This window comes from Gloeotrichia echinulata CP02, from assembly GCA_038087035.1.
Classification (GTDB): Bacteria; Cyanobacteriota; Cyanobacteriia; order Cyanobacteriales; family Nostocaceae; genus Gloeotrichia; species Gloeotrichia echinulata.
This window is the reverse complement of the sequence record CP051187.1, coordinates 1,076,622-1,090,567: the sequence shown is the minus strand read 5'-3', so window position 1 is coordinate 1,090,567 and position 13,946 is coordinate 1,076,622. Positions and strand designations below refer to the sequence as shown.

The window sequence follows — 13,946 nt, the reverse complement described above, 5'->3', positions numbered from 1 at the left end:
GTCTTATACAATACCACTAAAACGCTGACACATGTAGGAGCGAGTGGGGGCACGGCATTGCCGTGCCCCTACAGCTGGTATCATATCGTGTGGATTTAGGGGTATCTAAAAATTTATCCGGCTAAACAAATAGTTTGAAATCGCGGGACTAGGGATTGGGAGTTATACCAATTTGAAAAAAGAATGAGACAGATAGGGTAGGGGGCGCAAGGCCTTGCGCCCCTACAGATTATCGATGTCTTGCAAAGATTTTTTGAATTGGTATTTTGAATTGGTATTAGGAGTTCAGCCTTTGAGCCTGAAACTTGAGCCTTTGAACCTCCCCCAATCCCTGGTCACTGAGCGGAGCCGTACCACTACGTGGAAGCAAGCTACGCGTAGCGTCTCGCAGAGAAGTGCAATCCCCTTATTTCTCCTGAAAAGTCCAGACGCCCTCTTCCCAATCTGCATCTGAAGGGGGTGATTGTAACCAATGCTCACAACGTCGCACATGTAACATCGCTGCTTTATCATTGCTATCAGCAGCCAAAACCTTAGCAAAGTGAGTTTTGGCACTAATAAATTGGCGTTTGAGGTAATACTCACGCCCTTGATCATAATGCTCAATTACTGTTAATTTTTCGCTATTAATCGGGTCAGAACGCAAACCCACTAATTCGTAGATAGCTACTGGCTCATTTCTGCCTTTAACGCGGATGTAATCTAGTTCCCTAGCCCAAATATTTTCTTGGCAAGGTTTATAAGTGTTATCGCTAAGAATGATGTCACAACCGTACTGTTTACTGACACTTTCTAATCGGGAACCAAGGTTAACACCATCGCCAATAGCAGTAAATTCCATTCGCTTACTAGAGCCAATATTACCACTAATTACAGTATCAGAATTGATGCCAATACCAATCTTGATTTTGGGTTTATCATCTGCATGGCGACGCCGATTAAATTCATCTAACCGATGGCGCATTTCTAAGGACGTTTGTACTGCCATCCAAGCGTGTGATTCTAAGGGGAGGGGAGAACCAAACACAGCCATAATAGCATCACCGATATATTTATCTAGGGTGCCTTTATGTTTAAAAACTGCCTCCACCATTGATTCAAAATATTCATTGAGCATACTCACTACTTCTTCAGCTTGCAAATTTTCTGTCAAAGTAGTATAACCACGAATATCAGAAAATAAAATCGAAACTTCTTTGCGATCGCCCCCTAATTTAGCATCATCTAATTTTAGTAATTCCTCAGCTAATTCTTGGGTCATATAGCGGTACATCGTACTTTTTAGCCGCTTTTCATCACTAATATCTTCCATCACAACTAATGCACCACAAACTTGTTGTTCATCGCTAGCATCGGCAATGGTGTTAATTGATAAATTAATACTATGCTGTTCTGTTCCCGGGGTAACGAGTATGCGATCAGGATAATATTGCTGACGCCCTTTTAAGTCAGTTGCTTGTAAAGCATCCCGGCACCATTTACTAAAGTCACCTTCTTTAATACCAATGACATTATTAATTAGTTTACCTTCTAAACGGTCTGCTTCTTCTAGACCTAACAAGCGCTTCGCACTTTCATTCGCCGCAATAATTAATCCGGTTTTATCAGTAGAAACTACACCATTAGAAAGACTCCGCAGAATGTCCCGTTGCATTTGTTCTTGTTGCTTGACTGTCGCAAACAACTGAGCATTTTGCAACGCCACCCCCGCTTGAATATTAAAAGCTTCCATGAACTCTTCATCATTGTTATCAAAACTAGCTTGGAAGCATTCGGGAGCTTTAGACCAATCTTCTGGATTATAAGCGGGAAAATTCCCTGATTTCTTTTTATTTACTAATTGGGTAACACCAATTAATTTTTGGTCAGCGTTAAACACTGGCATACATAATAAGCTACAGGTGCGATAACCATTTTGTTGGTCAATTTGTTTGGCGGTATCCGAGTCTCGATGATCATATAAATCAAAGGGAATATTCAGCTTTTTACCAGATGCTGCTACTATCCCAGCAAAGCCTTTACCTATTGGTATTCGTAACTCTTTAGTTGTCCCATTATCTTGGGTGATTGTCGTCCATAATTGATCGTGATCGCTGTCTATGAGCCACAGGGTACTGCGATCAGCATTCATCAGTTCCTTGGCTTCATCCATCACCCGTTTAAGAGTATCTTCTAAGTCCAAACTGCTTTGAGAAAGCGACTTAATCGCCTTCATTAGCGCCGCTACAGCTCTTTGTTTTTGCGTAGCTACATAAAAGGAACGTGAAGACTCTAAAATTATACGAATTGAAGGTGCAAATTCTTGAAATAATTCTTCGTCAGCTTTGGTAAATCCCTTGGTGTCAATACGCTCCGCAATCGTATAGACTGAATTATTGGGTTGTTTTAATTTATTCAGTAATTGTACCACTGCCACTAATTGCCCTTGTTCATTCAACAACGGCAAAGCCAACATAGTATAAGTACGGTAGCCGGTAATTTTTTCTTGTTCCTGAGCAAATACCGAGCGTAAATCTTCATAAAAATCAAAGGGAATATTGATCACTTTTTTGAAAGTCGCTACTTCACCAGCAATACCTTTATCTGCTGGAATACGAATTTCTAAAGAGCGATCACCTTCCCCCTCAGCCAAAATTGACCACAATTCTTGTTTATCTTCATCTAATAAAAATATAGTTGTCCGGTCTGCTCCTAGCAATTCCCCGGTCTTCAAGGTAATTGAATGTAACATTTCCTCCAAGATTTTGTCAAAACCTTGAGAATCCAACATTGACAGAGTTTGATGAACAATCTGTAGTTTTTGTTCGACTTCCTTAACAACCTGTTTAAAAGTATCCTGAGTTAGCGGCTCAAGAAAAATCGAAATAGTTCCTTGTCTTGCAGAAAGAGCGCCTACAGGAGCAGAATTTACTGGCAAATAGCTCTTTTCTTGGTTCCGAAGACCAATAATCAAATTGGCACTCTCTTTATAACTTTGTGGATGCACTGACATAAGTAGATTTTGATATAAGAGGATTAGATTTTACAAATTAAGTGTTGCTTCTAGCAACAATTGCTTGACATTATCCACAGTTTAATCTGTAGTTGAGCCAGCGTCATCCTGTGGAAAACCGGGGAAAACAAATAATAAAATTTAAAAAATATTAGGGAAAATTACTCCCATTCTCCCAATATCTGATTCCTCATTGGCTCAAGTGGTTAGTCTTGATAAGAAAACCAATCTGTTTCCTTGCAATGTATGTTCTTCTGCATCAACTGCTCATCAAAAGCTACCCCAATTCTGACTGACCATTCTGTAAATTCAAACCACAAGATTTCCCGGTATAGCGGCTAAAATCGAAAATCATATATATCTAATTTAATCAAAGTAATCAAAGCAACTACTATCACATAATCTATCTAATAGATGTGCTATGCTAGCATCGCAGATATTACCAGCCCCCGCCGTCATTATCTATTTGACTGACAATGGTTGTGGGTCTGTGTTGTATATATAGTTCCCATTAATCTTGATAAATTAACAATTTCCAATTAAAAATTAGGGACTTCCACAAAACCTACTCTCCAGTCCCTTGCTCGGGGATTTTAGATTGACGTGCTTCCCAGGGTTAGCGACGTAGGAGCGTCTTTTAGATTTTTACAGACACATGGGGTCTGCAAGGTACCCCAAAAATCTAAAATCCAAAACTTGTACTGAGCGTTCGCGCAGCGTCCCGCAGGGAAGTCGTTGGCGTAGCCTCTGTCTACGACACGCACTCGCGTTCGTAGAGAAGTATCCAAAATCTAAAATTCGGAGGGTCAAAAGTACGGTTTTTTGGAGTCTTGACTTTTGACCATTGACAACCTCCGCGACAAAAATATGACAGCGGTGTAAGTCCTATTTCCAATAAAAAAGATATCCCATCGCCATCGTTAACCATCAACGGTGTTGAGATATTTATTGCATTCTATCTATTGTCCGGTACTGAATCGCCTCAGCCACATGATTGGCTTTCAACTCATCCTCACCCGCCAAATCTGCAATCGTCCGTCCTACTTTCAGAATGCGATCGCTGGCTCTAGCGGATAAACCTAATTTTTTAATTGCTGCTTCTAATAAACTGCGGCTAGCATCATCTAAATTACACCATTTTTGCAGATGACGACTCATCATTTGGGCGTTACAACGCAAATTTGGTTCTTCTTGGAAGCGCGTAGTAGCGCGATCGCGTGCTTGTTGAACTCTTTCTCGAACTGATATTGATGCTTCTCCCGTCGGTTGTTGGGTAATTTCCTCTGGTTTTAAACGATTCACAGCAACTTGTAAATCAATCCGATCCATTAAAGGCCCTGAAAGTTTTGCCCAATATTGTTCACGTTGACGGCCAGAACAAGTACAAGGCTGAACAGTATCACCATAAAAACCGCAAGGACAGGGATTGGTACTCGCTACCAATGTAAACTGCGCGGGAAACATTACAGATAGTTTGGTGCGGGAAATTGTCACATAGCCATCTTCTAAAGGTTGGCGGAGAAATTCTAAGACATCACGTTTAAATTCTGTTAATTCGTCGAGAAAAAGTATACCTCTATGTGATAGAGAAATTTCACCGGGACGAGGAAAGCTACCACCACCCACCAGAGAAGGGCCAGAAGCCGAGTGATGGGGACTGCGAAAAGGGCGATCGCGTACTAATGAGCCGCGATTTTTCAATAAGCCAGCCACTGAGTAAATCCGAGTCACTTCCAAAGCTTCAGCGAAACTCAAGGGCGGTAAAATTCCTGGTAAGCGTCGTGCTAACATCGTCTTGCCACTTCCAGGCGGACCGACAAAAATTAAATTGTGTCCACCAGCCGCCGCAATTTCTAAGGCTCGACGAGCATGAGCCTGTCCTTTCACATCTTTTAGATCTCCACCACTCAAATCTAGAGATGTTGGATGCAACCTCTCCATACTATCATCGAACTGTACAGGTTTGTAACGCCCTGGATTATTTAATAAATCAGCCACCTCAAACAAATTTTTGCAGCCGTAAACATCCAATCCTTCCACTACGGCGGCTTCTTGGGCATTATCCATCGGCACAACTAAACCAGCAATTCCCATCTTTTGAGCAGTAGCCGCAATGGGTAAGACTCCCGCCACTGGACGTAAACTACCATCTAAAGAGACTTCACCTAAAAATAGATAATCTCCCAATAAATTAGCACTAACCTGCTCAGAAGCCACCAAAATGCCCACACTGATCGGCAAATCGAAACTGGGGCCTTCCTTGCGTAAATCAGCCGGAGTTAGGTTAATCACTATTTTCCGCAGAGGAAAGGCAAAACCAGCATTTTTGAGAGTCGCCTTCACCCTTTCTTTGGACTCTTGAACCGCACTATCTGGCAATCCTAACAAGATAATTCCCGGTAATCCCCCTGAGACATCGACTTCTACGCCTACTTTGACAGCATCGATGCCTACAATTGATGCACTCCAGATTCTGGCAAGCATTTCTTCTTTAACAGTAAACCTTTAGAATCTCTAGCAGAAGAGTAAGGTGAACCGCATGAGTGAAACTACAGAGACAATTTTCAGCAAAATCATTCGTCGAGAGATTCCGGCGGATATCGTTTATGAAGATGATTTGGCCCTGGCCTTTAAAGATGTTAATCCACAAGCGCCTGTACACATTCTCGTGATTCCCAAACAGCCCATAGCCAAACTCGCTGATGCTGAACCACAGGATCATGCTTTATTAGGACATCTGTTGTTAACTGTTAAACGTGTTGCTGAACAAGCAGGACTCGAAAACGGTTATCGCGTTGTCATCAATACTGGTGTTGATGGCGGTCAAACTGTCTACCATTTACACCTGCATATTCTGGGAGGACGCCACCTGGCTTGGCCTCCTGGTTGATTCCATTCCTAGTTACACAGATCTTCGTAGTACTCTGTCAAGATAAAAATGATGGACTGTAGTGCGGGCATCTTGCCCGCGTGAGCGAGACGCTCACACTACCAAAAATCCCTCAAAACAAAATTGACAGACTAGTAGGGGCGCAAGGCTTTGCGCCCCAAGGCCTTTCGCCCCAATCCCCAATCTAGTTTCATTGATAACAAAAACATATCAGTGTCATAAGTTAAATTTACTTAATATTGCTTTACATTTTTTAATATTGCCTCTATTGTTATATACAGGGAAGCAAAAACGCCTCCCGACATCATAAACACATTTCGCACTCATAAAAAAATGACCACAACCTTACAACAGCGCTCCAGCGCCAACGTATGGGATCGGTTTTGCCAGTGGATCACCAGCACCGAAAACCGGATTTATATCGGTTGGTTCGGCGTATTGATGATCCCCACCTTGCTAGCCGCTACCACCTGCTTCATTATCGCCTTCATCGCTGCTCCTCCTGTAGACATCGATGGTATCCGCGAACCAGTTGCAGGTTCCTTGATTTACGGAAACAACATCATCTCTGGTGCAGTTGTTCCTTCCTCCAACGCTATCGGTTTGCACTTCTACCCCATTTGGGAAGCAGCTTCCTTAGATGAGTGGTTGTACAACGGTGGTCCTTACCAATTGGTAATTTTCCACTTCTTGATCGGTGTAGCTTGCTACCTAGGTCGTGAGTGGGAATTGTCTTACCGCTTGGGTATGCGTCCTTGGATCTGCGTAGCATTCAGCGCACCTGTAGCAGCAGCTACCGCAGTATTCTTGGTATACCCAATTGGTCAAGGTTCCTTCTCCGATGGTATGCCTTTGGGTATCTCCGGAACCTTCAACTTCATGATTGTGTTCCAAGCTGAACACAACATCCTGTTGCACCCCTTCCACATGTTAGGTGTGGCTGGTGTATTCGGCGGTTCTTTGTTCTCCGCAATGCACGGTTCCTTGGTAACTTCCTCCTTGGTGCGTGAAACCACCGAAACCGAATCTTTGAACTACGGTTACAAGTTCGGTCAAGAAGAAGAAACCTACAACATCGTAGCTGCTCACGGTTACTTTGGTCGCTTGATCTTCCAATACGCTTCTTTCAACAACAGCCGTTCTCTGCACTTCTTGTTAGCTGCTTGGCCTGTAATCGGTATCTGGTTTACCGCTTTGGGTGTCAGCACAATGGCTTTCAACTTGAACGGTTTCAACTTCAACCAATCAGTAATTGATTCTCAAGGTCGCGTCATTCCTACTTGGGCAGACGTAATCAACCGCGCTAACCTGGGTATGGAAGTAATGCACGAGCGTAACGCTCACAACTTCCCCTTAGACTTAGCTGCTGCTGAAGTTGCTCCTGTTGCTTTGGCTGCTCCTGCAATCAACGGTTAATATTTGACTGTTAACTGAATAAAAAAACGCCCTCCGGAAACGGGGGGCGTTTTTTTATCGAAAGAAAATTTAAATTTCGGTCCCCAGTCCCCAGCGATGCACTGAGCTTGCCGAAGTGTCCCCAGCGATGCACTGAGCTTGCCGAAGTGTCCCTTGCTTTTGTCTGCTGATCAAGATTTTTCGGTGATACAATCGGGATTTGTACTTGTATCACTTGTAGTCAGAATCAGACAAATCGCTGGGGGTGTAAAATGCTTAACAAAGAGTTAGACCACGCTATTCAAAAATATACTGATTCCCTCAACGCCCTCGAAAAGGCTTTAAAAGCAGGTGACTCATCTAAACTATCAACAGAAGAAATTTTACATCCTCTCATCGCTCGCCAGGAAGTTCAAGTAGCAATAGATAAGTCAGTCCAGCTTATTTCTAGAAATCTGCTCAACAATCTCAAGAAGTTGGATGACCGCTTAAAAAAACAATTTAAAAGTATTAACTATTCAACTCACTTGTCTAAGTGGCGAACATATTTGAATCCTTCAGAAGAATCTTGGTGGTGGTTTCTTGACTCCCTAACATTACCTTGGTCAGAGCGCTATGATTGGTTGTGGAGTTTTCTCTCTCTCACCTTGCTAGCAGCTTCTGTCAGTTTAGGGGTAGATATTTCCTCACAGTTTTTGAGCAGTGGACCTGATTTTGTCGGCACCTTGGCTGTGATTGTTCAAAGTGTATTAGCTTTGCTAGCAGGTGGTAGTGCTTTAACAACAACTGGACAGGAAGCTATTGAAGAGATTCTATCTAGTCTAAAACTTCCTAAACATTGGTGGCATGAAGTTAGTTTTCTATTCTCATTATTACTGTTTCTGGGTTTATTTGGCTTTCATCAAATGGGATTACCATTAATTGCTGAAAAGTATAATTATTTTGCCGAACAAGCCTATAATCAAGGTCAATTAGCCAGTGCCGAAAATTACTTAAATCGCGCACTTAAACTAAATCCCGACTATCCAGCAGCTAACTATAATATCGGACGAGTTTACGAAGTTTTACAACAAGATGAACGTGCTAATGAGGCATATCAGCTAGCTGTGAAAGGAGAATATTATAAGGCTTACTATCGATTAGCTCGCCTGTATATCCTCAAAGCGACCAAAGACACAGATAACTATTCCAAAGCTGTCGCCATACTTACCGACGGCAGATCGAAGGAAGCTAAAGACGACCCAGAAACAGCTTATTATAACCGCACATATATGGGTTGGGCAAGGTTAGGACAAAAACGCTATTCCGAAGCACAACCTTTGCTAAGTGAGGCGCTTGATATTAACATCAACTCAAAGCTCAAAAATCAACAAGCACTTGCTTACTGCTTACTGGCGTTCGTATTAGATCAAGAGAAAAAAGAACCGCAACGTGCAAGTCAAATGTGGGAACTTTGCGCCGCCAAAGGGGTTCAAACAAAGATAGATGAAGATATGTGGATAGGAGTAGCGCGTCAACACTTGCGAAAAATGGGAGAAAAGTAAATGATACCTAGAGAGTCTGTCCCAGTAGTTTGTAGTTTAATGCTTTCAGCTTCAGTTTATGGGTTCTCCCTTGAGTTCAACAAATATGCTTTAGCACAACGACAACCCCAAAATTATATTGCTGAGATTATTAAAATACAAGGCGGCAGAGTAGAACTCAAGCGGGAAAAATCCAAAAACTACACCTTGACACAAACAGGCGAAAAGCTTTATTTAGGCGATCTATTACGAGTGGCGAGTGGGGTAAAAGTTGTCATTCAGTGTGATTTTAACAAAACAAATTGGACAGTACCTGATGATGGTGTACCTTGGGGTGTGGCGAATACTTGTTCACCGCCGGATAAAAAATAGATAGTAAATAGTTATATTTATAATCTATAATAATTTAGATTTAATTTACTAAGTTTTCTTACAACGTCCGCTGCTAAATTAGAATCCGTGAAATCAGTAGAGTTATTTACAGGTGCTGGAGGTTTGGCTATAGGAACAGCAATGGCTGGCTTCCATCACTTAGCACTCGTCGAACGCGATAAACACAGTTGCCACACTATTCGTGAAAATCAACAGCGCGGGGTTTCCGTTGTTAGCGACTGGTGCGTCCATGAGATGGACGTGGTAGATTTTGATTTTTCTACTGTTGATAGAGAAATAGATTTACTGGCTGGTGGTCCACCGTGCCAGCCGTTTTCAATTGGCGGTAGACATGGTGCCCATCAAGACTCGCGGGATATGTTTCCCCGGTTTTTTCAAGCGGTGCGTGAGTTACGTCCTAAAGCCTTCTTGATTGAGAATGTGCGGGGGTTGCTGCGTCAAAATTTTATCAATTATTTTGAATATATTATTTTACAGCTTGCCCACCCGGAAGTTCAACCCAAACAGGATGAGTCTTGGATTGACCACCAGGCGCGGTTGGAAGGGCATCACAATAGTGGTACTAGTGATAGCCTTGGTTATCGTGTTACTTTTAGCTTGCTGAATGCGGCTGATTATGGCATACCGCAAAAGCGGGAACGGGTTTTTATTGTTGGCTTTCGTGCCGATCTCAATGCTAATTGGTCATTTCCCGAACCAACCCATACCGAAGAAGCGTTGATTTGGCGCAAGTGGGCGACAGGTGAGTATTGGGAGAGGCACAGTATTTCTAGTAATGACCGTCCAGAGATGTCGGCAAAATTGCGATTGCGTTTAGAACGATTTGGAGCCAATTTTTTGGGTACAATCGCTCCCCCTTGGCGTACCGTCCGGGATGCTATTTCTGACCTACCACCACCTGAAAATATTGATATAGCTTCATCGATACCCAACCATGTTTATATGACCGGGGCTAGAAGTTACCCAGGACACACGGGTAGTCCTGTGGATGAACCAGCAAAAACTTTGAAAGCAGGAGTACATGGTGTTCCTGGAGGAGAGAATATGCTGGCATTGCCATCTGGGGAAGTGCGTTATTTTACGGTGCGTGAGGCGGCAAGGTTGCAGACTTTCCCCGATGATTATTATTTCCCCTGTACTTGGGGTGAGTCGATGCGTCAAATAGGCAATGCTGTTCCCGTCACCCTTGCGTATATTATTGCTTCTAGCATCCGCGACCATTTGCAGGAATTAACAGCTAGTACTCTGTCAAGATAAAAATGATGGACTGTAGTGCGGGCATCTTGCCCGCGTGAGCGAGACGCTCACACTACCAAAAATCCCTCAAAACAAAATTGACAGACTACTACGACAATTTTCCTTAACTGAACTGTATTGACCCTCCGAATTTTAGATTTTGGATACTTCTCTACGAGAGGCTACGCCAACGACTTAAGAGCGGGACGCTGCGCGTAGCTTGCTTCCACGTAGTGGTACGCTCAGTACAAGTTTTGGATTTTAGATTTTTGGGGTACGAGCAAGACCCCTCATCAGTTAACCGGCCAAATCACCGCTCCAAAACGCCCCAAGAATGTCATCATAGTTAAGGCGAGAACACACTGGAGGCAAGACAACGGTTTACGCACGCCCTTTAGCACGGTTAATTGAGCAATTGCAACGCCTACCTGGAGTTGGGCCAAAATCAGCCCAGCGCCTAGCTTTGCATATTTTGAAGCGCCCAGAAGCCGAAGTAGAGGCTTTAGCACAAGCCCTGATTGATGCCAAAAAACAGATAGGTTTATGTTCTGTCTGCTATCACCTATCTGCTGAACCGGTTTGTGAAATCTGCCGCAACCCTAACCGCGACAATAGCACTATCTGCATAGTTGCAGATTCTCGTGATGTGATTGCGCTGGAAAAAACCCGCGAGTATAAAGGTAAATATCACGTTTTGGGTGGGGTCATTTCCCCTATGGATGGTATTGGACCAGAACAGTTGACTATCCAAGCTTTAGTTAGGCGCGTGAGTCAACAAAAACCTCAAGAAGTTATTTTGGCAATTAGTCCGAGTGTGGAAGGGGAAACCACTACACTATATGTCGGTCAGCTACTGAAACCCTTTACCAAGGTGACGCGGATTGCCTTTGGTTTGCCTGTGGGTGGTGATTTGGAGTACGCTGACGAGGTGACGCTAGCAAGGGCTTTGGAAGGACGCCGGGAGTTGGATTAGGTTTTACAGAACCGGAGCAGGCGTCACAGTCACGGGTTAAGCTTTTTGGCTCTAACCCATTTCTTTGGTAATAAAGGTGAGTAGTGCATCATATATATGATATTGTTTAGCTTGAACAAAAAGAAGCCTCTCGCTCACTGCGTTCGCGTTAGCGTTCCGAAGGAAAGCAGGAGCGATGAGATGAATTTTTGGGCGATGTTAGCGGAGCGGCACGAAGTGCGGAGTTCCACCCCCGAACAATATTTGATTTCAATCAGATGGGTGATGGGGTGGGCGACGAATCGCCAAGTTCCTAATGTATTCACGAATAATATCTGTTTTGGTTCTTCCTGAATGCTTTGCATAGCTTTCTAATATTTCCATCTCTGATTGTTCTACACGGATATTTAAATTTACTTTTACCATTACACTGTAATGATATTTCTATTACAATGATACTGGATGGCAAAGCCGAAAATGTTGGTCATCCTTAATCTGAACCTTCTCCCAAAGGGAGAGGCTGCGCCAAGACAACTCAGAGTATGGGGTTCTACCCAGTAACAGGCATTTGTGTGTCGATTCTGTGGGTAGGTAAAACTCTGACAGTACACAGGTGTTGAACATTTTTGTATTGTTCAAGTCTGCGGAGGGGCATCTCGTGGACTCTAAACAAAGCTCATCGCCTCCGAAGCAATAGCTGGATTGGGTGAGAAGCCCACACTGTACTGCTTGCAGTCAGTGTGGGAGTATGTCACGATTTTGAAGGAACCCTTTATGACTTCTGAAAACACTGATCTAAAACTTCGTTCCCGCGCTAAACTTATCTACCGATTTCTTGGTGGTGCTGCACTTGGTGCTTTTGTGGTAAGCATTCCTATCTCCTATGGGTCGTCCATAGATTTGAACTTAGTTCAAGTAGGCATTGCATCATTGCTGATTATATCATGTGGGTTACTATCCAGCATTTGGGGTGAAAAATTTATTGACGCAGTGACACGAGTATTAAATTCCTTTGCTGCTTAAGCCGCACCACTTACCAGGATTCTAATGGAGAAGTTTGGACGTAGCTTGATCACAGTTGAAAAATCTATTCAGACTGATTTAAAACACACCAACTTTATCCAAAAAAGCACTTCCTATTCAGATGAGGTACAAAATTGTATCACGCGATGTAGGGGCACGGCACTGCCGTGCCCTTACCGATGTACCTCACTAGGGCGAGAAACGCTATACTGCGTAGGTTGTGAGCGAGGAAATAAATTTCTAGCTTTTAGCTTAAACCCATTGAAATGGGTTAAAATCCTACCTAGTAAGCTAAAAGCTTACTTTAGCCATGAGCAAGTACGAAGGTAGGGACGGGGTTTCGGGCTTAACCAAGCAGTATTGCAACTTTATCTACTTTTTCCCAAGGAAGCTCTAGATCCATCCTACCCACATGACCGTAAGCAGCAAGTTTTCTATAGAAGCCACCGTTAGCAAGTGAAGGTAGATATCTCAAATTAAATTGTTTGATAATACCTGCAAGACGGAAATCAAAATGCTTCTCTAAAACTGTGGTGATTTCTTCATCAGAAATTTTCCCCGTGCCAAAAGTTTCTACTTGAATACTCACAGGTCGAGAAAGTCCGATAGAATAACTTAGTTGCACTTCACATTCATCAGCAATTTGGGCTGCTACGACATTTTTGGCAGCATAACGAGCAGCATAAGCACCTACTCTATCTATCCGAATGGGATCTTTACCACTTAAAGCTGAACCACTATGTTTGGAATATTCACCATAAGTATCTATGGCATTTTTTCTGCCTGTTAACCCTGCATGTACACCTGGTCCACCAATCACAAATGGACCATCAGGATTGATAAATATTCTGGTCTTTTCATCTGGTTTAATATCTTCATCCTCAAATACAGGCTGAATCACAGCTTCTCGAATATCCTTCTTTAATTGCTCCAATTGCGGTTTTGCAGCTTTGGTTTGACTAGCAATAACTGTAATGCTGTGAATTCTATAAGGTCGGCGATTTTTATATTCAACTCCTACTTGAGTTTTACCATCTGGGGTCAGATATGGTAAAATGTTTTCTCGTCTCACTTCACTAATTTGTCTGGCTAGTTTGTGCGCTAGCCATATTGGCAATGGCATCAAAGCATCTGTTTGATTACAGGCAAAGCCAAAAACTGTTGCTTGATTGTTAACATTAATTTGCTCTATTTCTTCATCCGATAGACTTTTTTCATCAAATAAATGATATGGGTTGGGAGGTAATTCCCTTAAACTGGTCAAAATACTACAGGTCTTACCATTAAATTCTGACTGTTGATACCCAACCTGATCAATTACCTGTCTTGCTATATTAGTAAAATCTACGTTGGCATTTGGTTCAAATCGGGCAGCGATAAAAACAATGCCTGTAGATACTGCACATTCTGTGATTACCCTGGCGTAATGATCTTGCTGCAAAAACCGATCTACAATCGCATCACTAATTTGATCACATAGTTTATCAGGATGCCCCTCTGTGACTGATTCAGATGTAAACATAAAATCTTTTTTCATCGATA

At 42.8% G+C, this 13,946-nt stretch carries 11 protein-coding genes; 7 read left to right on the top strand and 4 right to left on the bottom strand.

Annotated features, from left to right (window positions below):
* Nucleotides 1–406 precede the first annotated feature (406 nt).
* Together HEQ19_04930 and HEQ19_04925 are read right to left on the bottom strand one after the other, a co-directional pair.
* Nucleotides 407–2,992, bottom strand: a complete 2,586-nt coding sequence (locus tag HEQ19_04930) for an adenylate/guanylate cyclase domain-containing protein (protein ID WYL98954.1) — start codon at nt 2,990–2,992, stop codon at nt 407–409.
* 945 nt (nt 2,993–3,937) lie between these two features.
* Entirely contained in the window at nt 3,938–5,476 is a 1,539-nt protein-coding gene (locus HEQ19_04925; GenBank protein WYL98953.1) for a YifB family Mg chelatase-like AAA ATPase, read from the bottom strand.
* A 55-nt stretch (nt 5,477–5,531) separates the two neighbouring features.
* On the opposite strand from HEQ19_04925, the gene HEQ19_04920 reads away from it, so the two are divergent.
* The 6 genes from HEQ19_04920 (at nt 5,532) to recR (ending at nt 11,402) form a co-directional block, all read left to right on the top strand.
* Nucleotides 5,532–5,882, top strand: a complete 351-nt coding sequence (locus HEQ19_04920) for a histidine triad nucleotide-binding protein (GenBank protein ID WYL98952.1) — start codon at nt 5,532–5,534, stop codon at nt 5,880–5,882.
* Between the two features lie 333 nt (nt 5,883–6,215).
* Nucleotides 6,216–7,298 carry a photosystem II q(b) protein gene (gene psbA / locus HEQ19_04915; protein WYL98951.1) on the top strand — a complete coding sequence of 361 codons (1,083 nt, stop codon included), beginning with the start codon at nt 6,216–6,218 and terminating at the stop codon, nt 7,296–7,298.
* A 251-nt stretch (nt 7,299–7,549) separates the two neighbouring features.
* Nucleotides 7,550–8,821: a tetratricopeptide repeat protein gene (locus HEQ19_04910; GenBank protein ID WYL98950.1), complete on the top strand. Its 1,272-nt coding sequence runs from the start codon at nt 7,550–7,552 to the stop codon at nt 8,819–8,821.
* On the top strand, nt 8,822–9,172 hold the full coding sequence (locus tag HEQ19_04905) for a hypothetical protein (GenBank protein WYL98949.1): 351 nt from the start codon (nt 8,822–8,824) through the stop codon (nt 9,170–9,172).
* An 87-nt stretch (nt 9,173–9,259) separates the two neighbouring features.
* Nucleotides 9,260–10,450, top strand: a complete 1,191-nt coding sequence (locus HEQ19_04900) for a DNA cytosine methyltransferase (protein WYL98948.1) — start codon at nt 9,260–9,262, stop codon at nt 10,448–10,450.
* Nucleotides 10,451–10,844: 394 nt separating this feature from the next.
* Entirely contained in the window at nt 10,845–11,402 is a 558-nt protein-coding gene (gene recR / locus HEQ19_04895; GenBank protein ID WYM03264.2) for a recombination mediator RecR, read from the top strand.
* Nucleotides 11,403–11,651: 249 nt separating this feature from the next.
* On the opposite strand, the gene HEQ19_04890 is transcribed toward recR, so the two are convergent.
* The gene (locus tag HEQ19_04890) at nt 11,652–11,765 is read right to left on the bottom strand and encodes a hypothetical protein (protein ID WYL98947.2); all 114 of its coding nucleotides are present in this window, start codon (nt 11,763–11,765) and stop codon (nt 11,652–11,654) included.
* 390 nt (nt 11,766–12,155) lie between these two features.
* On the opposite strand from HEQ19_04890, the gene HEQ19_04885 reads away from it, so the two are divergent.
* Nucleotides 12,156–12,404, top strand: a complete 249-nt coding sequence (locus tag HEQ19_04885; GenBank protein ID WYL98946.1) for a hypothetical protein — start codon at nt 12,156–12,158, stop codon at nt 12,402–12,404.
* A gap of 346 nt (nt 12,405–12,750) precedes the next feature.
* Here HEQ19_04885 and metK read toward each other — a convergent pair whose 3' ends face one another.
* Nucleotides 12,751–13,941: a methionine adenosyltransferase gene (gene metK, locus HEQ19_04880; protein ID WYL98945.1), complete on the bottom strand. Its 1,191-nt coding sequence runs from the start codon at nt 13,939–13,941 to the stop codon at nt 12,751–12,753.
* Nucleotides 13,942–13,946 lie beyond the last annotated feature (5 nt).